The organism is Tardiphaga sp. (assembly GCF_028290495.1).
Lineage (GTDB): Bacteria > Pseudomonadota > Alphaproteobacteria > Rhizobiales > Xanthobacteraceae > Tardiphaga.
In genome coordinates this window covers 1-20,512 of sequence record NZ_JAQGJT010000097.1, presented here as the reverse complement: position 1 = coordinate 20,512, position 20,512 = coordinate 1, and the positions used below count along the sequence as shown (strand labels likewise).

Genomic DNA, 20,512 nt, shown 5'->3' with positions numbered 1-20,512 from the left:
AGTTTATTGCGGGCGCCGTCGCGTGAAGCAACGGCGCGCGCGCCTTACTTCATCGGCCAGCTGGCTTCGGCGATCGCGCCCTGCGGCGGGAAGACGGTGACGAACTTGCCGCCGGTGTACTGCAGCAGCACCGGATCGGCGAAGTTATTCTGGCCCATCTCGTCGAACTTGACCTTGGCCCACGGCATGATGGTCTGCTCGCCCGGCATGTCGGTGGCGACGAGGGCTTCGCGGATCTTCTCGCCGTCGGTCGACTTGGCACGGTTGATGGCATCGGCCATCACGATCAGGCCCATGAACTGGCGCGACGAGTAGTCGTTGAAGTCCTTGCCCGACTTCTCCTTGTACATGTCGTTGATCTTGCCGACCATCGGACGCTTGGCGGCGAGATCGAGCGAGAACGAACCGCGCGAGATCACGCCCGGGATCTTGTCGCCGACGGCGTCATACAGCGCCTTCTCGGAGAAGCCGGCATCCTGTGCCACGATCGCATTGGCCTTGTAGCCGAGTTCGCCCATCGTCTTGATGAGCAAAATGCCGTCAGTGGTGTAGCTGGAGGGCATCAGCACATCGGCGTTCGCCGCCTTGAGCTGCTGCACTTCAGCGGTCAGCGACGGCGAATTGGCACGGTACTTGATGTCGGCCACGATCTTGTAGCCGCGATCGGCCGCGAGCTTGAGCTGCGCATTCGCCGAGTCGGTGCCGAAAATGGTGTCTTCGTGGAACAGCGCCAGCGTCTCGATCTTCTGGCCCTTCTTCTTCAAGGCGTCGAAGAAGTCGAACATCGCGGTCGAGAACATCTCGTCATGCGGCGCAGCACGGAAATAATACTTCAGGCCGCGGCGATGCAGGCTCGGCGACGAGTTGTCGGCCGAGATGAACGGGATCTGGTAGCGCTCGCAGATCTGGCTGACGGTGACGGCCACCGCGCTCTGGTAGGTGCCGACGATGGCGCAGACCTTTTCCTGCGTGATCAGACGCTCGGCTTCGGCGCGACCCTTCTGCGGATCAGCCTGATGGTCCGCGAAAACCAGCCGCACCTTGGCGCCGCCGAGGCCGGAGAAGCCTTCGCCGCGGGCCAGCGGCAGGTCGAAGTCATAATTCTTGTTGATGATGTCGGCGGCAGTCTCGAACGCCTTCTGGGCATCGACGCCAATCTGCGCGCTGGCGCCGGACAGCGGATAGATCACGCCGATCACGACTTCAGTCGCCTGCGCACGCGCGGCGGTAGCAAGCGGCATCAGGGCCGCAGCGGCGGCGCCCCCCAGCAGTACGTTTCGGCGAGATATCGTCATGTCGTGATCCTTTGTGACCGGCGGCTATCGATGGAGCTAAACAAGGTTACGGTAAAGCCTGAAAGAACGGCAAGCTGCTTGTTATAAAACAGCCAGATGCTTGTTCTTGAGGTCGGTGATGAGCATCACCCCCGGCGCATGCGTGATCGCAAACGGCACGCGCGCTGCAGCAATGACGCTCTGCGGGGTGACGCCGCAGGCCCAGAACACCGGGATCTCATCCTCATTGATGCGCACGGCGTCGCCATAGTCGGGCTTGTTGATATCCGCGATGCCGATCGACTGCGGCAGTCCGAGATGCACCGGCGCGCCGTGCACGGAGGGAAAGCGCGAGGTGATCTGCACCGCGCGGATCGCATCGGCCGGCTTCAGCGGCCGCATCGATACCACCATCGGCCCGGCAAACGGGCCGGCCGGCTTGCAGGCGATATTGGTGCGGTACATCGGGACCAGCACGTCCTGCTCGATGTGGCGGATCGGCAGGTCGTCGGCCATCATCGCCTCCTCGAACGAGTAGGAGCAGCCGATCACGAACGACACCAGATCGTCGCGCCAGTAATTCATCACCTCTGCCGGGCGGTCGATCGCCTCGCCGTCACGCCACACCACATACTGGGGAATGTCGGTGCGGATATCGAGATCAAGGCCGAGCGCGGGAATGCGGGGATCGCCGACCTCGGACATGCCGATGATCGGACAGGGTTTCGGATTGAGCTGGCAGAAGCGGTGGAAGGCGGCAGCCTGAGACTCCGGCAGGATGACCAGATTGCCCTGGACATAGCCCGGCGCGACGCCGGCGGTGCTGCCATATTTGCCCGCGCGGTACTCGCGGCGGGCAGCAGCGCTCGGCGACAACGGTGCGTCACCATTCTGGGTCGGGCGAACTGCTGAAAAACTGGCCATCTACGTGTCCTGCCTAATTCCACCTCGACAGGGAATGGAACCTAGGACTACTATAATGTCTAATCGTTGTTTCTAATCACTAGTGATAAATTAAATTTATCAAAAGCCGGATAGCAATAGCAGCAATGGCGGATTTCAAGGCGCTGGAGACTTTCTTGTGGGTCGTCAATCTCGGCAGCTTCCGCGGCGCCGCCCACAAGCTCAACACCACCCAGCCGGCGATTTCACAGCGTATCGCGCAGCTTGAGCGCGAACTGGGCGTGCGGCTGCTGCACCGTGACCGCAAGGTGGCGTCGCCGACGCCGGCTGGCCGGCAACTGATGGTCTACGCCGAGAAGCTGATCGGGCTGCGCTCGGAGATGATCGCGGCGGTCGGCGATCGCTCGGTAATGCGCGGCGTACTGCGGCTCGGCGTCGCGGAAACCATCGTCCACGCCTGGCTGCCGAGACTGATCAAGAGCGTCAACGCGGCCTACCCCAACCTGACGCTCGAGATCGAGGTCGATATCACGCCGAACTTGCGCGCGCGATTGCTGGCGCAGGAGATCGAACTGGCGCTGCTGATGGGCCCCATCGCTACCTCGACGGTACGCAACAAGGTGCTGGGCGACTATCCGGTCGGTTTCCTCGCCAGCCCCGCACTCGGCCTCGGCAGCGAAGTACTGACGGTACAGGATCTGGCGAAGCATCCGATCATCACCTTCCCGCGCAAGACCCAGCCCTACGAGATCGTGCGCTCGCTGTTCAACCAGCCGGATCTGCCACCGATCCGGCTGCACGCCAGCGCCTCGCTCGCCACCGTGATCCACATGGCGATCGAAGGACTCGGCATTGCCGTGATCCCGACCGCGATCGTACCAAACGAACTCGCCGACGGCCGGCTGCAATTGCTCAATACCGATCTGCAGATGCCACCGCTGACGTTCTCCGCGAGCTGGCTGGCCTCGCCCGATACGGTAGCCATCGAACTCGTCGCGGGCCTTGCTGCGCAGATCGCGCAGGGCAGCCCGTTGGTTGACGTCCCTGTTGCGCCGCGTCATTGAAGAAGACCTCCTCAACGCGAACTTCCCGGGACAGACTGCATGACCAAGCTTGGCGATAATCTCAAAATCGATTCCGCGCGGCTTTGGGACACGATTCACGAAACCGCGAAGTTCGGCGGCACGCCGAAGGGCGGCGTACGGCGGCTGACGCTGAGCGTTGAGGACAAGCAGGTACGCGACTGGTTCCGCGCCGCCTGCGAAGCAGCGGGCTGCGAGGTGCATATCGATGCGCTGGGCTCGATGTTTGCGCTCCGTAAGGGACGCGACATGTCGAAGGCCCCGATCGGGATCGGCTCGCATCTCGACACGCAGCCGACCGGCGGCAAGTTCGACGGTATTCTGGGTACGCTGGGCGCGCTCGAAGTGGTCCGCACGCTGAACGACGCTGGCATCGAGACCGAACTGCCGATCTGCATCGCCAACTGGACCAACGAGGAAGGCTCGCGCTTCGCCCCGGCGATGATGGGCTCTGCCGCCTATGTCGGCGATTTCACCACTGACGATATTCTCGCGCGCAGGGACATCGCCGGTGTCACCGTCGGCGAGGCGCTGGACGCGATCGGCTACCGCGGCACCACCCCGGTCGGCACGCAGAAGTTCACCGGATTCGTCGAGTTGCATATCGAACAGGGTCCGATCCTGGAGGCCGAAGGCAAGACCATCGGCGTGGTCGATTCCGGCCAGGGCGTGCTGTGGTTCGATGGCAAGATCACCGGCTTTGAAAGCCATGCCGGCTCGACCCCGATGCCGTTGCGCCGCGACGCGCTGGCGACCTTGTCCGAGATCGTGCTCGCCACCGAACGCGTCGTCAGCAACATCGGCGCGCTCGGCACCGTCGGCGAAGCAGTGATCGCCAATCCGTCGCGCAATGTGATCCCGGGCGAGATCGCCTTCACGATGGATCTGCGCAGCGTCGATGACGGCAAGCTCGAGGCCATCGAAAAGGGCGTGCGCGACGCCATCAAGGAGATTGCCGCGCATCGCAAGGTCGAAGTCACCTTCGACAAGGTCTGGCACAAGCCGCCGACGCACTTCCACAAGGACTTCGTTAATGCGGTCGAGCAGGCCGCAGAGACGCTCGGCTATTCGCATCGCCGCATCACTTCCGGCGCCGGGCACGATTCCTGCAACCTCAACAACATCATGCCGACCGCCATGGTGTTCGTGCCCTGCAAGGACGGCATCAGCCACAACGAGTTGGAAGACTCCACCCAGGTTGATTGTGCCGCCGGCGCCAACGTGCTGCTGCACACCGTGCTGGGCCTGGCCGGCGTCGCATCCAAATAACGACAGAGAACGATAGAGAACGATGATGCGCGCAGTATTTGTCGATGCCAGCAAACCGCTGGCTGATCTTGTCGAGAGCCAGGCGCAGGCCGGCGATATCGCGGTGAAGATTCATCGCGATGAAGATGTGACGCCGGAGCAATTGCCCGGCGTCCTCGACGGCGCCGAGATCGCCGTCATCGACCACACGTACCTGCCGACCGACATCGCCCGCAAATGCACCGGGCTGAAGCACGTCGTGTTTCTGGGCACTGGCGCGCGCAGCTACATGAACCCGGAAGAACTCGCAGGCCTCGGCATCGAGGTGCACCTGATCCGCGGCTATGGCGACACCGCGGTCGCCGAATGCGCGATCGCGCTGATGTGGGCAGGCGCCCGCGGCTTGGCGCGCATGGACCGTGAGATGCGTGCCGGCAACTGGCTGCGCGACGACGGCATGGAATTGACCGGCAAGACGCTCGGCCTGATCGGCTTCGGCGGCATCGCCGCGCAGGCCGCGCGCATCGCGCTCGGCTCAGGCATGAAGGTGATCGCGTGGAACCGGACGCCGAAAGAATATCCCGGCGTGGAGTTCGTCGGCATCGACGAACTGCTGGCGCGGAGCCATGTCGTCTCGCTGCATCTGCTGCTCAACGATGGCACCCGTGGCTTTCTGTCGCGTGAACGGATCGCACAGATGAAGCCAGGCGCGATCCTCGTCAACACTGCGCGCGGCGCGGTGGTTGACGAGGCCGCGATGATCGACGCGTTGAATTCCGGGCATTTGCGCCATGCCGGCCTCGACGTGTTCGATATCGAACCGCTCCCGGTCGGGCATGTGCTGACGACGCTGCCGAACGTCACGCTGTCCGCGCACTCCGCGTTCCGCACGCCGGAAGCGAGCGACAATCTGATCGCAGCGGCGTGGGCACATTGCAGAAGGATTGCGGGCTAAGGCTCACTCAATGAGGCGGCCCTTCCCCTCTCCCCAAGCAGCGAAAGCTGCGCAGGTGGGAGAGGAGAAGGAAGCAAGAGCGCCTACTCCACCATCTCCGCCACGGCCTTGCCGCAGGCTGACGTATCCGCCTGACCGCCGAGATCGCGGGTACGCAGCGTGCGCTCGCCCAGCGTGCGCTCGATCGCCTTGACGATGGAATCCGCCGCGGTCTTCTCGCCGAGGTGCTCCAGCATCATCGCTCCGGACCAGATCATACCGATCGGGTTGGCGATGCCTTGGCCTGCGATATCCGGCGCCGAACCGTGCACCGGCTCGAACACCGACGGAAACAGCCCGGCCGGATTGATGTTCCCGGACGGCGCGATGCCGATGGTGCCGGTGCAGGCGGGGCCGAGATCCGACAGGATGTCGCCGAACAGGTTGGAGCCGACCACAACGTCGAACCAGTCGGGATGCAGCACGAAATTCGCGGTGAGAATGTCGATGTGGTACTTGTCCCACTTCACATCCGGATAGCTCTTCGCCATCGCCTCCACGCGCTCGTCCCAATACGGCATGGTGATCGAGATGCCGTTCGACTTGGTCGCCGAGGTCAGATGCTTCTTCGGGCGCGACTGCGCGAGGTCAAAGGCAAACTTCAGGATGCGGTCGACGCCAATGCGCGTCATCACCGTCTGCTGGGTGACGAATTCGCGGTCGGTATCCGGGAACATGCGGCCGCCAACAGACGAATACTCGCCCTCGGTGTTTTCGCGAACCACCCAGAAATCGATGTCGCCGGGGTTGCGGCCGACCAGCGGGCTGGGCACGCCGGGCATCAACCGGACCGGGCGCAGGTTGACGTACTGGTCGAACTCGCGGCGGAACTTGATCAGCGAGCCCCACAACGAAATGTGATCCGGAATTTTCGCCGGCAGGCCGACGGCGCCGAAATAGATCGCGTCATGCTTGCCGATCTGGTCCTTCCAGTCGTCAGGCATCATCTGGCCGTGCTTTTCGTAATAGTCGTAGGACGAGAAGTCGTAATGGTCGAAATGCAGCTTGACGCGGTGCAGCTTGGCGGCGGCTTCCAGTACGCGCAAGCCTTCCGGCATGACTTCCTTGCCGATGCCGTCGCCGGGGATGACGGCGATACGATATTCCTTGGTGGTCACGGGATGTCCTTCCATCGGCAGCGGCTGCGGGCAGCCGGCCTGTCTAAATCATCGGCATGATGTGGACCAAACTGCCGCGCCGATCAACGTTGCAGTGCAGCGCATTTGATGTGCGGTCATGTCGCAGTTTAGCTTGCCGCGGTCGTCCATCTGCGTAGTATCCGCGCACGGCTGAACAACAGCCCCGGCCAAAGAGCCGAACAAAGGGTCGAGGAAACCATCATGGCAGACAGAATCCCGTATTCCCGTTCATGGACCTTGCGCGCCGCCGTAGCCGCCGCCGCTTTGGGCTGGAGCGCCACCGCCGGCTTTGCCGCCGACCCCATCAAGATCGGCGTCATCGCCGAAGCCCAGGCGATCGCCGGCGCCTCGATCCCGCAGGCAGCCCAGCTCGCCGCGGAAGAGATCAACGCCAAGGGTGGCGTCGATGGCCGGATGATCGAGATCGTGTCCTACGACAACCATTCGTCCTCCGCCGACTCGGTGCGCGCCTTCCAGCGCGCCGTCAACGAGGACAAGGTCCACGCCGTAATCGGCAGCTATATCAGCGAGGTGGTGCTGGCGCTGATGCCGTGGGCATCGCGGCTGAAGACGCCGTTCATCACGCCGGGTGCGGCTTCCAACGAAATCCCGAAGGCGGTCAACAAGGACTACGAGAAGAACAAATACACGTTCCACGGCTACCTGACGTCCGCCTCGCTGGCGCTCTCGGTGTGCGACGCCGCCAAGGACCTGCTGGTCGATGGCAAGAAGATGAAGACCGCCGTGATCATGAGCGAGGACGCCGCCTGGACCAAGCCGCTCGACATCGGTTACGAGGAATGCCTGCCGAAGATCGGCCTCAAGGTGCTCGACCATATCCGCTTCTCGCCGGATACCACCGACTTCACCCCGATCTTCAACAAAATCGAGGGCGCCAAGCCGGACATCATCATCACCGGCATCAGCCATGTCGGCGTGCAGCCGACGGTGCAGTGGAAGAACCAGCAGGTGCCGATCCCCATGCTCGGCATCTCGTCGCAGGCGACCAATTCGACCTTCGGCAAGGACACCAACAACGCCTCCGACGGCGTGCTGTATCAGGGCGTGTCCGGCCCGGGTGTCGCAGTGACCCCGAAGTCGATCCCGTTCGCGGAAGGCTTCAAGAAGAAGTTCGGCAACTATCCGTCTTATGCCGGCTACACCGCCTATGACGAGGTCTATTTCCTCGCCGATGCCATCAAGCGCGCCGGCTCGACCGACGCCGACAAGATGGTGACGGCGCTGGAGGCCACCGACTGGGAAGGCACCATCGGCCGCATCCAGTTCTACGGCAAGGACGAGCCCTTCACCCATGGCCTGAAATACGGCAAGGGCCTGATCACCGGACTGATGCTGCAGTGGCAGGACGGCGCCCAGGTCAGCGTCTGGCCGCCGGAAGTGGCGAAGGCGCAGATCAAGTTCCCGGCCTTCATCAAGGTGACAACGAACTGACGGCCACGCGTCAGTGCGAGGTCAAGGAAAGCTGGCTCGCCAGCTTTCCCCTTAGCCCTTGCGACGAAGCAATCCAGCCTTTCTTTGCGGCTTTCTGGATTGCTTCGCCCCGCGAAGGTTGGCAACGCCAACCTTCGCGGGCTCGCAATGACGGAACCACCATGACAGCGCAGATGTTTCTTCTTCCTCCAGTGACGGCGCCTTTGGCCGCAGCGTGCTAAATGCTTTTCCTGCAAATCCTGATCGACGGTTTCGCCATCAGCGCGCTTTACGCGCTGGGGGCCACCGGGTTCACCCTCATCTTCGGCGTCTCCGGCGTTCTTAACCTGTCCCACGGCGCCATCATGGTGGCCGCCGCGGTGGCGGCCTGGGCGGCCTCCTCGGTGCTTGGGGTGGGCAACTATGCCGGCGCGCTGATCGGCGTCGGCACGGCGCTGGTGGCATCGCTGCTCACCTATTTCCTGGTGGTGCAACCGATCCAGCGCTCCAACCGGATCCCCAATGAGGAGAAGGAAATCTTCGTCCTCACCGGCACGCTGCTGTGGGGGATCATGATCCAGGAGGTGATCGCCTACTTCTTCACCAACAACGCCAAGACCGTGCTGCCGATCATCGAGGGCGTGGTGAATATCCTCGGCGTGCGCACGCCGCAGAACGAGATCTTCACCGCGCTGGTGTGCTGCCTCGTCATCGCGCTGCTGTGGCTGCTGGTGAACCGCACCCGCACCGGCAAGGCGGTGCTGGCCGCCTCGATGAACCCGCGCGGCGTCACACTGCTCGGGCTCGAACTCACCAACATCTACATCGTGGTATGGGGCATCTACGGCCTTCTCGCCGGGATCGCCGGCGTGTTGCTCGGCATGTTCCTCGGCGTGTCGTCCTACAGCGTCGGCCCGCTGACCGCATCGGCGTTTTCGATCGTCGTGCTCGGCGGGCTCGGCAGCGTGTCCGGCTCGCTGATCGCCGCCTTCGTGGTCGGCTACCTGGAAACCCTCACTGCCTATCTGGTCTCGCCGGCCTACCGCACCATTCCGGCCCTGCTGCTGCTGGTAATGGTGATGTACATCCGGCCGCAAGGCCTGCTCGGGAGGCGATGAACATGTCCTTTTTCAAAACGCGGCTGTTCTGGATTTCGCTCGGCATCGTCGTCATCGCCTCGACGCTGCCGCTTTATGTCTCCGGCTACATTCTCGGCCTGCTCACGGTGGCCTATTACTTCGGCGTATTCGCGATGTCGTGGGACCTGCTGTTCGGCTTCGCCGGCGAGGTCAATTTCGGCCCGACCTTCCTGATCGGCGTCGGCGCCTATACGGCGGGTATCCTCAACAACCAGTACGGCTGGTCGGTCTATCTGTGCATCATGCTCGGCGCGATGGCCTCTGTCGTCGCCGGCTTCGTGCTCGCGCTACCGGCGCTGCGCGTGCGCGGGCCATATTTCGGGCTGACCACGCTGGTCGCGGTTCTGATGCTGCAGAACTTCATCGTGGTGTTCGCCGACCTCACCGGCGGCGAGATCGGCCTTACCATTCCCGACGTCATCACCATCGACGCGTCAGCCAATTACTGGATCGCACTCGCCTTCATGAGCATCAGCGCGTTCATCCTGTACGGCCTGTCGCAATCGCCGATCGGTCTCGTGCTGCAAGCAAGCGGACAGGACCCGGTGCAGGCCGGCGCGCTCGGCTTTAACATCGTCAAGCACAAGCTGTTCGCCTTCATCGTCAGCGCGTTCTTCTCAGGGCTATCGGGCGCGATGCTGGTGTTCTACTTCGGCACGGCTTCCGTCGGCACCGTGGTCGATGTCGCCGTCGGCGTGCAGGTGATCGTCGCTGCCGTGCTGGGCGGCCGCCGCACTGTGCTGGGCGCTGCACTCGGCGCGATCTTCCTGATCGTGGCGGGCGAATTCCTGCGCCCCACCGGCGAACTCGCCACCTTCATCGTCTCCGCCGTGGCGCTGCTCGCCATCCTGTTCTTCCCCGGTGGTTTTCTCGGCAAAGCCCTGTCCCGCGAGGCCCGTGCGTAATGGATGCCGTCACCAACCACCCGCCCGTCCTCGAAGTCCGCGGCCTGACGAAACGTTTCGGCGGCCTCACCGCGGTGAAGAAACTGTCGTTCGAGCTGCGCGCCGGCGAGATATTCGGACTGATCGGCCCGAACGGCTCCGGCAAGTCCACCGCGATGAAATCAGTGATGGGAATCGAACGACCGACCGCCGGCGAGGTGATCTTCCAGGGCGAAGACATCGCCGGCCAACCCGCGCACAAGATCGCGCGAATGGGCTTCGGTATGGTGTTCCAGCATTCGCGGCCGCTGAACCGGCAGACCGTGCTGGAAAACATCATGGTGGCGCTGCTGCCGGACAGCCTGTTCATGCTGTTCGCCGACAAGAAGCTGACCGAGCGCGCCAAGTGGATCGCCGACCGCGTCGGCCTGGGCAATGTCATGCACCGCCGGCCGCCGACGCTGCCGTTTGCCGACCTGCGCCGGCTGGAGCTCGCCAAGGCGATTGCCCGGGACCCCAAGGTGGTGCTGGTCGATGAGCCCTTCGCCGGATTGACGCTGGCCGAGGTCGGCACCTTCTCCGAACTGATCCGCAGCTTTCGCGACGAGGGCCGCGCCGTGCTGCTGGTCGACCACAACGTCAAGAGCGTCGCGGCCTTGGTTGATCGCGTGCTGGCGATGTATCTCGGCGAGGAGATCTGCACCGGCGCAGCCAGCGAGGTGATGCGCAACGAGACCGTGCGCCGGGTCTATCTCGGCGGCGCGATCGAGACCGCAGCAAGGCCCGAGGCCGATTTCACCGACAAGGTGCCGCTGTTGCAGGTCGAGAACGTCAGCGTGCACTACGGCAAGGCGCAGGCGCTGGAGAACGTCTCGATCCACGTTCACAAGGGCGAGTTCGTCTCGGTCGTGGGCCTCAACGGCGCCGGCAAGACCACGTTGTTCAACACCATCTCCGGCTTCCTGCCCTACACCGGCGAGATTATCCGCGACGGCGAGAAACTCCGCGGCATCAGCCCGGCCAAGATCGCGCGCTCCGGCGTGGTGCAGTGCCCGGAATCCCGCGAGCTGTTCGGCGAGATGAGCGTGCGCGAAAACCTCGACCTCGGCGGCCAGCATCTCACCGAGGAGGTCAAGGCCAAGCAGATGGCCTGGCTGTTCGAGCTGTTCCCGATCCTCATGGAGCGTCAGGGCCAGATGGCGCAGACCTTGAGCGGTGGCGAGCAGCAGATGCTGGCGATCGGCCGCGCGCTGATGATGCAGCCGAAAATCCTGATCCTCGACGAGCCGACGCTCGGCCTCGCCCCGGTGATCCTCGAACTGCTCTCCAGGGCGCTGGAAAAGCTGCGGCAGACCACGGATATCACCGTGCTGCTCGGCGAGCAGAACGTCACGGTCGCGCTGCCCCATGCCGACCGCGTCTATGTGCTGGAGCATGCCCGCATCGTCTGGGAAGGCGACCCCGCCCGGTTTGCTGCCGAGGCCGGCGAGGGGTATTTGTAGCGCCTCAACTACGCCCCCGTCATTGCGAGGAACCCTTGCGACGAAGCAATCCCGTTCTTTCCTTGCTTATGGCCTACTGGATTGCCGCGTCGCTTCGCTCCTCGCAATGACGGGGCTGGCAACGGCGCCCCTATTTCACAACAGCGAGCCTCCCATGGACCTTCATCTGCACGGCAAGCGCGTCCTGATCACCGGGGCCTCGAAGGGAATTGGGGCCGCGGCCGCCGAAGCCTTCGCTGCCGAGGGCTGCCATCTGCATCTGGCTGCCCGCAACGTGGCGCTGCTGGAGGCGCTGGCCGATCGCCTGCGCGCGCGGCACCAGGTTGACGTCACCATCCATCCCGTCGACCTGCGCAAGCCCGACGAACTGGCCGCCCTGGCCGACGCCGCCTCGGGGATCGACATCCTCGTCAACAATGCCGGCGACATTCCCGGCGGCTCGATCGACAAGATCGACGAGCCGACCTGGCGTCACGCCTGGGATCTCAAGGTGTTCGGCTTTATCAACCTGACGCGGCTGGTCTACGCCCGGATGAAGACGCAGGGCTTTGGGGTCATCATCAACGACATCGGCGCGGCCGGCGAGAAATTCGACGCCAACTACATCTGCGGCAGCGCCGGAAACGCCGCCCTGATGGCCTTCACCCGCGCGCTCGGCGGCAAGAGCCTGAAGGACAACATCCGCGTCGTCGGCATCAACCCCGGCCCGGTCGAGACCGAGCGCCACATCACGCTGATGAAGACGCGCGCCAAAGCTCAGTTCGGCGACGAGAACCGTTTTCGCGAATTACAATCCGGCCTGCCACTCGGCCGCGCGGCGCATCCGCGGGAGATCGCGGATCTGATGACGTTCCTGGCCTCCGAGCGTGCCGGCTATACATCGGGCGTGATCTACACCGTGGATGGCGGGCTCAGCGCCGGGTGGGGATAGGATAGGTCTCGTGTCCAGGACGCGTGGCCACAAACTCAACTGTCATCGCCCGGCTTGACCGGGCGACCCAGTAATCCGAGCCGGCAATAAATGAATTGTGACCACGCCGTCTACTGGGCCACCCGCTTTCGCGGGTGGTGACAACTGAGCGAGAGGCGCGGTGGCGCAATAGCGTTCTTAAATCCGCTCCACCATCTGCTTGATCAGCGTGGTGATACGACCGGTGGGCGATTCCAGTTCGGCCATCACGGTGAAATGGTTGGCGCCGGGGATTTCCTCGTAGGTCACCGGCAGACCGTGCGATGCGCGGAAGGCCGCGAGATCGGCGCTCTGCTGGCGCAGGATCGGCAGTTCGCCGCCCCCGACCACGATCGAGAGGGGCGCCGCCGGGCCGCCGTCCTGCATCAGCGGCGACTGGCGTCGCGACATAGCCTCGTCCAGCTTCAGCTTCTCGTTGAGGTAGGAGTGCCGGATCGGCTCGAGATCGTAGATCCCCGAGATCGCCACGCCACCCTTGACCGCCGGATGGGCTAGCGTGGTCGCGGTGAGATGGCCGCCGGCCGACCAGCCGGTGACGACGATGCGCGCGGGATCGCCGCCCAGCGCCGGCAACTGCTCAACCAGCGCATCGACGCTGGCATGCAACTCAGCGACGATCTGGTCCAGCGTCGCTTCCGGCGCCAGCGTATAGCCGATCACCGCGACGTTGATGCCGTGGGCCATCGGCCCTGCCGCGAAGCAGGTAAAGAAGTCCTTCGAGCGCATCTGCCAGTAGCCGCCGTGGATCAGCACCAGGGTCGGTCCGCCATCGGCGGCCTTCAGGAAATCGAACTTGTTGCGCTCGGCCGGGCCGTAAGAGAGTTCGAGATGCCCGGGATACTTCGCCTTGATCTCATCGGATCGCTTGACCCAGCCGGCGGAGATATCGGCGCTGCCCTGCACGGCCGTCCCGTTGTTGAGGCCGGCATCCAGCTCCTGCTGGTTCATCGCGCGCCAGTTCGTCTCGCCGAAAGGCTTACTCATGGTTGCATCCCTGCTGTGCGGACAGCCGCCCGCGATTCCACAATTCCGCAAAATGGTCTACACGGCTATTTCGTCGGGATCGACAACAATGCGGAAGCAAACTGGAGACGCACGTGGCTACTGATCAAACCCTCATCAAAGCGACGGCCTGCACCATCGTTGACAAGCTCAATGCCGGCGAGGTCTCCCCGCTGGAATTGCTCGACGTGCTGGAAGCGCGAATCGCCGAGGTCGACGGTAAGGTCAACGCGTTGCCGACGCTGTGCTTTGATCGCGCGCGCGACTCTGCCAAGGAATTGATGAAGCAGCCGGTAGGCAGCCGCGGCCTGCTCGCCGGCCTGCCGGTGCCGATCAAGGATCTCACTGCGGTAGCCGGTGTGCGCACCACGCAGGGCTCCATGATCTACAAGGATGTCGTGCCGGCCAAGTCCAACATCCTGGTCGACCGCCTCGAAGAAAACGGCGCGCTGATCTACGCGAAATCCAACACGCCGGAATTCGGCGCCGGGGCCAATACATTCAACGACGTGTTCGGCCCGACACTGAACCCGTGGGACCTGTCGAAATCGGCCGCGGGCTCGTCCGGCGGCGCAGCGGCGGCGCTGGCTTCCGGCACCGCCTGGCTGGCGCACGGCTCCGACATGGGCGGCTCGCTGCGCAGCCCGGCGAGCTTCTGTGGCGTGGTCGGCCTGCGCCCGAGCATCGGCCGCGTAGCCACGACGCCCTCGGCCGGTGTCAACCGCACGCTCGGCGTTCAGGGCCCGATGGCCCGCAACGTCGAGGATCTGGCGCTGATGCTGGATGCGATGAGCGGCGAGAACATCGCCGATCCCCTCTCGCTGCCGAAGCTGCCTACCTCGTTCCTGTCGGCCGTGCGCACCGCGCGCGCGCCGGTGCGCGTCGCCTATTCGCCGGACCTCGGCGGCATCAGCCCGGTCGATCCCGAAGTCATCGAGATCACCCGCAAGGCTGCGATGCGCTTCATCGAGGCCGGCGCCAAGGTCGAGGAAGCCCATCCCGATTTGCGCGAGGCTCACGACTGCTTCCACGTGCTGCGCGCCTTCGACTTCGCGCTGACCAAGGCGGCGCTGCTGCGCGAAAAGCGCGAACTGCTGAAGCCGGAAGTGATCTGGAATATCGAGGAAGGCCTCAAGCTGACCGTCGAGGATCTCGAACGCGCCGAGGCGCAGCGTCTGGCGATGACGGTGCGCACGCTGGAGTTCTTCAAGACCTACGACCTCCTGATGATCCCCTCGACCATCGTGCCGCCGTTCCCGATCGAAGATCGCTATGTCGCCGAATGCGCCGGCCACAAGTTCGACAACTACATCGAATGGCTGACGCTGGTGTCGGCAATCACGCTGGTGTGCTGCCCGGCGCTGTCGCTGCCGTGCGGCTTCACCTCGAAGGGTCTGCCGGTCGGATTGCAGATCGTCGCCGCCCCGCGCGGCGAGGCGCAGCTGCTCGCCGGCTCCCGCGTACTTGAAGACGTGCTCGGCCTGCGTGGTACTACGCCGATCGATCCGCGCGCCGCGCAGTAAGCACGACCGCATATAACCAACCCGACGAAGCAATCCACATAGCCGCACTCCCGGCCAGACTGGATTGCTTCGTCGCAAGTGCTCCTCGAAACGACGACTGAGGGCTATCGCCGTAGCGCGCGCCCTCCACGCTGGCTAACTACGACTTTCGTAGCACAAGACCACCGGTAACATGATCCGAAAGACACTGCGTTTCTGTAAATGGATTTGATCCAGGCAGGATAACCGCCTGCTGCCAGCTGCAATGCGTTCCGCGGCATTGGCTTTTTGGCTAGATCGTGGCAACGGGGCATTTCATTTCACGGAATACGAGGTCCCACGTGTCGGAACAAATTGCAGCGCCGAACCCCGACGGCAAACTTCACTTCGACGACGCCAAGAAACGGATCAAGGCGATCTTCATCGGCTCGATGGGCAACCTCGTCGAGTGGTATGATTTCTACGCCTACACCGCCTTCGCGCTGTATTTCGCACCGGCCTTCTTTCCCAACAGCGACCCCGTGGTTCAGCAACTCAATGCGGCCGTGCTGTTCGCCGCGACCTTCCTGATGCGCCCGCTCGGCGGCTGGCTGTTCGGTTACCTCGCCGACAAATACGGCCGGCGGATTTCGCTGACGCTTTCGGTGCTGTGCATGTGTTTCGGCTCGCTGATCATCGCCTGCACGCCGACCTACGCCACCATCGGCTTTGCAGCACCGGTCATCCTGGCCTGCGCCCGCATGATCGAAGGCCTCAGCCTCGGCGGCGAATACGGCGCCAGCGCCACCTATCTCTCGGAGGTCGCCGATCCCAAGCATCGCGGCTTCTATTCGAGCTTCCAGTACGTCACCTTGATCGGCGGCCAGCTGACCGCGATCATCGTGCTGCTGCTGCTGCAGAAGGTGTTCCTCACCGAGCAGGAGCTGAAGGACTGGGGTTGGCGGATTCCGTTCGTGATCGGCGCCCTGCTCGCGGTGTTCGCCGCCGTGATGCGCCGTGACATGCACGAAACCCCGCAGTTCCTCGAAGCCAAGCGGTTGAAGAAGCCGATGGGCTCGATCAAGGGCCTGCTGGCCTATCCCCGCGAGCTGTTGCTGGTTGTCGGCCTCACCGCCGGCGGCACCGCGGCGTTCTATACCTTCACTACCTACATGCAGACCTTCGTCAAGCTCTCGGTCGGCCTGACCACGGACCAGACCACCACGGTGATCTTCGGCACGCTGATCTTTGCCTGCCTGTTGCAGCCGCTGTACGGGGCCCTCTCCGACAAGATCGGCCGCAAGCCGCTGCTGATCTTCTTCGGCGTCGCCGGCACGCTGTCGACGATCCCGATCCTGACGCTGCTGAAGGACACCAAGTCGCCGTTCGTCGCGTTCCTGCTGATCTGCGCTGCCTGGGTGTTCGTCGCCGGCTACACTTCGATCAACGCCGTGGTGAAGGCCGAATTGTTCCCGACCAACATCCGCGCGCTGGGCGTCGGCCTGCCCTACGCGCTGACGGTGTCGATCTTCGGCGGCACTGCGCCTGCGATCGCGCTGTACTTCAAGAGCCTCGGCCATGAGGAATGGTTCTATTATTATCTCAGCGGCATGATCTTCCTCTCGCTGATCATTTACGCCACGATGCGCGACACCAAGCACACCTCGGCGATGAACCGTCACGAGTGACGGCGGCGTCGTCCTGAACGACGGAGCGACAGCAATGACCGACGATCAACTGCCGCCGGATTCAAAGCTGACGAAAAGCAAGCAACGCTGGGCGCGCGAGGGCAAATTCCTCACCGGCAGGATCGCGCGCCCGAACGAGCAAAGACTTCCACCCGGCCAGCACCTCACCAGGGACTGGCCGGTGCTGGACCTCGGCATTACCCCGGACATCTCCCGCGAACGCTGGCGCCTCGACGTCTACGGCGCGGTCGAGAACCCGCTGTTCTGGGACTTTGCGCAGTTCACCGCGCAGCCGCAGCAGCAATTCATCTCCGACATCCACTGCGTCACCACCTGGTCGCGCTACGACAACACGTGGGACGGCCTCTCCACGCGCGAATTGCTGGCGACGTGCAAGCCGCGCGACGAGGCGAATTTCGTCGTGCTGCATTCGCATGACGGCTACACCACCAACCTTGCGCTGGAGGATTTCGCCGCCGCGGACGCACTGCTGGCGCATTCGTGGGCTGGCCAGCCTATCGAGCGCGACCACGGCGGCCCGGTGCGCCTGATTGTGCCGCATCTGTATTTCTGGAAGAGCGCCAAGTGGCTGCAGAGCATCGAGTTCGTCAGCGAAGACAAACCCGGCTACTGGGAAGTCCGCGGCTACCATAACCGCGGCGATCCTTGGCTGGAGCAACGCTACTCGGAGGACTGACCACTCGCCACGAAGTCGTCATCCTGAGGTGCTCACCGCTTGCGCGACGGCACCTGAGGATGACGGTAGAGTATGTGAACGACCTTGATCGAAAGGATGCGCCATGCCTACTGAACGCTTCCAATTCACCGGCGCGGACGGCAACCTGCTCGCGGCGGCGCTTGATCTGCCGGATGGCGCGGTCCGCGCCACCGCGCTGTTCGCGCATTGCTTCACCTGCAGCAAGGATACGCTCGCGGCAAAGCGCATCGCAGCAGCGCTGACCGCGGATGGCATCGCGGTGCTGCGGTTCGACTTTACCGGCCTCGGCTCCAGCGAAGGCGACTTCGCCAACACGACCTTCTCCTCCAACGTCGCCGACCTCGTCCTGGCCGCCGGTCATTTGCGGGAGCATCGCCAGGCGCCCGCAATCCTGATCGGCCACAGCCTGGGCGGCGCGGCCATCCTGGCCGCGGCAGCGCAGATTCCGGAGGCCAGGGCGGTGGTGACGATCGGCGCCCCCTCCGATCCCTCGCATGTCACGCATCTGTTCGCCGACCATCTCGACGACATCCGCGCCAAAGGCGAGGTCACGGTGCAACTCGCCGGACGGCCGTTCCGCATCAAGCGCGAATTCCTCGACGACGTCGCCGACCACAATCTGGCGGCGCATATCGCCAAGCTGCGACGGCCGCTCCTGATCCTCCAATCGCCGACCGACGACACCGTCGGCATCGACAATGCGACACGGATATTCTTGGCCGCGAAGCATCCCAAGAGCTTTGTCTCGCTCGACGGCATGGACCATCTGCTGACGAAACAGGCTGACGCGATCTACGTCGCCGACCTGATCGCCGCCTGGGTGGCGCGCTATCTCGATCCTGTCGTCAACGCGCCGCTGACCGCCCCGACGGAAGATCCGCGCCAGGTGGTGGTGACCGAGACCCGCGCCAGCAAGTTCCAGCAGCAGATCGTGATCGGCCCACACCGGCTGATCGCCGACGAACCGCTGGCTTCTGGCGGCGCGGATACCGGGCCCGGCCCCTACGACCTGCTGTTGAGCGCGCTGGGCGCCTGCACAGCAATGACGATGCGGCTCTACGCCGATCGCAAGGCGCTGCCGATGGATCGCGTCAGGGTGACGCTAAAGCACGCCAAGATCCATGCGAAGGACTGTGCGGACTGCGAGACCAAGGACGGCATGCTCGACCAGATCGAGCGGGTGATCGCCATCGACGGCGCGCTGGACGCGGAGCAGCGCTCAAGATTGATGGAGATCGCCGACAAGTGCCCGGTGCACAAGACGCTGACCTCAGAAATCCGGATCGTGACAACGGCGGAAGAGTAGAGGGAGCCCCCGCTCTCTCAGCTGTCGTTGCGAGGAGCCCTTGCGACGAAGCAATCCAGTTCTTTCGGCGCTTGCGGTCTTCTGAATTGCCGCGTCGCTTCGCTCCTCGCAACGACAGCTGAGGGAGCGGGAACAATCACGATGACGGCGATTTCTGCACGTAAAAATGGCCGGGGAATCCCCGGCCATTTTCGTAACTATTGCAATAAAGCCTCCTGCCAACTTACGCCTGGCTGGAGACTTCCTTGCCCAGCGCCGCCTGTGCGGCGGCCAGACGGGCGATCGGCACGCGGTAGGGCGAGCAGGACACGTAGTCCAGACCGATCTCGTGGCAGAACGCCACCGAGGCCGGATCGCCGCCGTGTTCGCCGCAGATGCCGACCTTGAGGTCACGGCGGGTCTTGCGGCCGCGCTCGACGCCGATCTTCACCAGTTCGCCGACGCCGCTGCGGTCGACCGAGATGAACGGGTCGATCGGCAGGATGCCCTTGGCGATGTAGGTGCCCAGGAAGGAGGCTGCGTCGTCTCGGCTGATGCCGAACGTCGTCTGCGTCAGGTCGTTGGTGCCAAACGAAAAGAACTCGGCGGTTTCCGCGATTTCTCCGGCCATCAGGCAGGCGCGCGGCAGTTCGATCATGGTGCCGACGCTGTACTTCAGCTTGGCGCCGGTTTCCTTGATGACCGCCAGCGCGGTGGCGTCGATGCGCGCCTTGATCAGATCGAATTCCATCTTGGTGGCGATCAGCGGCACCATGACTTCGAGCCCGACCAGCTCGCCGGTGCGCTTGCCGGCTTCGACGGCGGCTTCAAACAAAGCGCGCGCCTGCATCTCGGCGATTTCCGGATAGGCGATCGCCAGACGGCAGCCGCGGAAGCCGAGCATCGGGTTGAACTCCGCGAGATCGCGGGCGCGGTCGGCCAGCTTGCGCGGATCGGTGTTCATCGCACGCGCGACTTCCTCGACCTCGGCCTGGGTATGCGGCAGGAATTCGTGCAGCGGCGGATCGAGCAGGCGGATGGTGACCGGCAGGCCCTTCATGATCTCGAACAGCTCGACGAAGTCGGCGCGCTGCATCGGCAACAATTTGGCCAGTGCCGCACGGCGGGTCTGCTCGTCTTCTGCCAGGATCATCTCGCGCACGGTGCGGATGCGGGTTTCCTCAAAGAACATGTGCTCGGTGCGGCACAGGCCGATGCCTTCGGCGCCGAACTTGATGGCGGTGCGCGCATCGTCCGGGGTGTCGCCGTTGACGCGGACCTTGAGCTTGCGAACCTTGTCGGCCCAGCCCATCAGCGTGTTGAACTCGCCGGACAGTTCCGGCTCGATCATCGCCATGCGGCCAGCCATCACGTGGCCGATCGAACCATCGATCGTGATGATGTCACCCGCCTTGAAGGTGCGATCGCCGATCGTCATGGTGCCGCGGCCGTAATCGACGCGGATGGTGCCGCAGCCGGAGACGCAGGGCTTGCCCATGCCGCGCGCAACCACCGCGGCGTGGGAGGTCATGCCGCCCCGCGTGGTCAGAATGCCTTCGGCGGCGTGCATGCCGTGGATGTCTTCCGGGCTGGTCTCGATCCGCACCAAAATGACTTTACGCCCATCGGCCTGCAGTTTTGTGGCTTCATCGGAGGAGAACACGATTTCGCCGGAGGCGGCACCAGGCGACGCCGGCAGGCCGGTTGCGATCACATCGCGCTTGGCCGAGGGATCGATGGTCGGATGCAGCAGCTGGTCCAGCGACGCCGGA

At 63.8% G+C, this 20,512-nt stretch carries 17 protein-coding genes; 12 read left to right on the top strand and 5 right to left on the bottom strand.

Translation table 11 applies throughout. The features are described 5' to 3' along the window. Positions 1 to 44 precede the first annotated feature (44 nt). Both JWQ24_RS15575 and JWQ24_RS15570 read right to left on the bottom strand, forming a co-directional pair. Positions 45 to 1,295 carry an ABC transporter substrate-binding protein gene (locus JWQ24_RS15575; protein WP_299809690.1) on the bottom strand — a complete coding sequence of 417 codons (1,251 nt, stop codon included), beginning with the start codon at positions 1,293 to 1,295 and terminating at the stop codon, positions 45 to 47. Positions 1,296 to 1,376: 81 nt separating this feature from the next. Then, entirely contained in the window at positions 1,377 to 2,198 is an 822-nt protein-coding gene (locus JWQ24_RS15570) for a putative hydro-lyase (protein WP_299809687.1), read from the bottom strand. 125 nt (positions 2,199 to 2,323) lie between these two features. Between JWQ24_RS15570 and JWQ24_RS15565 the strand changes: the two genes are divergently transcribed. From JWQ24_RS15565 to JWQ24_RS15555, 3 genes are read left to right on the top strand one after another with little or no spacing between them, the layout of a single operon-like run. Continuing rightward, the gene (locus JWQ24_RS15565; RefSeq protein ID WP_299809684.1) at positions 2,324 to 3,241 is read left to right on the top strand and encodes a LysR family transcriptional regulator; all 918 of its coding nucleotides are present in this window, start codon (positions 2,324 to 2,326) and stop codon (positions 3,239 to 3,241) included. 39 nt (positions 3,242 to 3,280) lie between these two features. Next, positions 3,281 to 4,528, top strand: a complete 1,248-nt coding sequence (locus tag JWQ24_RS15560) for a Zn-dependent hydrolase (RefSeq protein WP_299809682.1) — start codon at positions 3,281 to 3,283, stop codon at positions 4,526 to 4,528. Between the two features lie 25 nt (positions 4,529 to 4,553). After that, positions 4,554 to 5,462 carry an NAD(P)-dependent oxidoreductase gene (locus JWQ24_RS15555; protein ID WP_299809679.1) on the top strand — a complete coding sequence of 303 codons (909 nt, stop codon included), beginning with the start codon at positions 4,554 to 4,556 and terminating at the stop codon, positions 5,460 to 5,462. 83 nt (positions 5,463 to 5,545) lie between these two features. On the opposite strand, the gene JWQ24_RS15550 is transcribed toward JWQ24_RS15555, so the two are convergent. Continuing rightward, positions 5,546 to 6,619 (bottom strand): tartrate dehydrogenase, encoded by a 1,074-nt coding sequence (locus JWQ24_RS15550; protein WP_299809676.1) that lies wholly within the window; start codon positions 6,617 to 6,619, stop codon positions 5,546 to 5,548. 222 nt (positions 6,620 to 6,841) lie between these two features. Between JWQ24_RS15550 and JWQ24_RS15545 the strand changes: the two genes are divergently transcribed. The 5 genes from JWQ24_RS15545 (at position 6,842) to JWQ24_RS15525 (ending at position 12,527) form a co-directional block, all read left to right on the top strand. Beyond that, positions 6,842 to 8,092 carry an ABC transporter substrate-binding protein gene (locus tag JWQ24_RS15545; RefSeq protein ID WP_299809673.1) on the top strand — a complete coding sequence of 417 codons (1,251 nt, stop codon included), beginning with the start codon at positions 6,842 to 6,844 and terminating at the stop codon, positions 8,090 to 8,092. A gap of 221 nt (positions 8,093 to 8,313) precedes the next feature. Continuing rightward, a complete protein-coding gene (locus JWQ24_RS15540; RefSeq protein ID WP_299809669.1) occupies positions 8,314 to 9,189 on the top strand; it encodes a branched-chain amino acid ABC transporter permease in 876 nt (291 codons plus the stop codon). A gap of 2 nt (positions 9,190 to 9,191) precedes the next feature. Next, entirely contained in the window at positions 9,192 to 10,115 is a 924-nt protein-coding gene (locus tag JWQ24_RS15535) for a branched-chain amino acid ABC transporter permease (RefSeq protein WP_299809666.1), read from the top strand. Beyond that, the gene (locus tag JWQ24_RS15530) at positions 10,115 to 11,596 is read left to right on the top strand and encodes an ATP-binding cassette domain-containing protein (protein ID WP_299809663.1); all 1,482 of its coding nucleotides are present in this window, start codon (positions 10,115 to 10,117) and stop codon (positions 11,594 to 11,596) included. The genes JWQ24_RS15535 and JWQ24_RS15530 overlap by 1 nt, the downstream gene beginning before the upstream one ends. A gap of 154 nt (positions 11,597 to 11,750) precedes the next feature. Continuing rightward, positions 11,751 to 12,527, top strand: coding sequence for an SDR family oxidoreductase (locus JWQ24_RS15525; RefSeq protein ID WP_299809660.1), 777 nt, complete (start codon positions 11,751 to 11,753; stop codon positions 12,525 to 12,527). Between the two features lie 177 nt (positions 12,528 to 12,704). Here JWQ24_RS15525 and JWQ24_RS15520 read toward each other — a convergent pair whose 3' ends face one another. Then, positions 12,705 to 13,550, bottom strand: a complete 846-nt coding sequence (locus tag JWQ24_RS15520; RefSeq protein WP_299809657.1) for an alpha/beta hydrolase — start codon at positions 13,548 to 13,550, stop codon at positions 12,705 to 12,707. A gap of 113 nt (positions 13,551 to 13,663) precedes the next feature. Between JWQ24_RS15520 and JWQ24_RS15515 the strand changes: the two genes are divergently transcribed. The 4 genes from JWQ24_RS15515 to JWQ24_RS15500 all read left to right on the top strand — a co-directional run bounded on the left by JWQ24_RS15515 (position 13,664) and on the right by JWQ24_RS15500 (position 18,761). After that, on the top strand, positions 13,664 to 15,091 hold the full coding sequence (locus tag JWQ24_RS15515; RefSeq protein WP_299809654.1) for an amidase family protein: 1,428 nt from the start codon (positions 13,664 to 13,666) through the stop codon (positions 15,089 to 15,091). 410 nt (positions 15,092 to 15,501) lie between these two features. Then, the gene (locus JWQ24_RS15510) at positions 15,502 to 16,737 is read left to right on the top strand and encodes an MFS transporter (RefSeq protein WP_299809742.1); all 1,236 of its coding nucleotides are present in this window, start codon (positions 15,502 to 15,504) and stop codon (positions 16,735 to 16,737) included. Between the two features lie 34 nt (positions 16,738 to 16,771). Then, positions 16,772 to 17,434 (top strand): sulfite oxidase-like oxidoreductase, encoded by a 663-nt coding sequence (locus JWQ24_RS15505; RefSeq protein WP_299809651.1) that lies wholly within the window; start codon positions 16,772 to 16,774, stop codon positions 17,432 to 17,434. A gap of 103 nt (positions 17,435 to 17,537) precedes the next feature. Then, positions 17,538 to 18,761, top strand: a complete 1,224-nt coding sequence (locus JWQ24_RS15500; protein ID WP_299809649.1) for a bifunctional alpha/beta hydrolase/OsmC family protein — start codon at positions 17,538 to 17,540, stop codon at positions 18,759 to 18,761. A 223-nt stretch (positions 18,762 to 18,984) separates the two neighbouring features. Here JWQ24_RS15500 and JWQ24_RS15495 read toward each other — a convergent pair. Continuing rightward, positions 18,985 to 20,512 (bottom strand): putative PEP-binding protein (locus JWQ24_RS15495; RefSeq protein WP_299809647.1); only part of this gene is annotated, 1,528 nt, incomplete at its 5' end.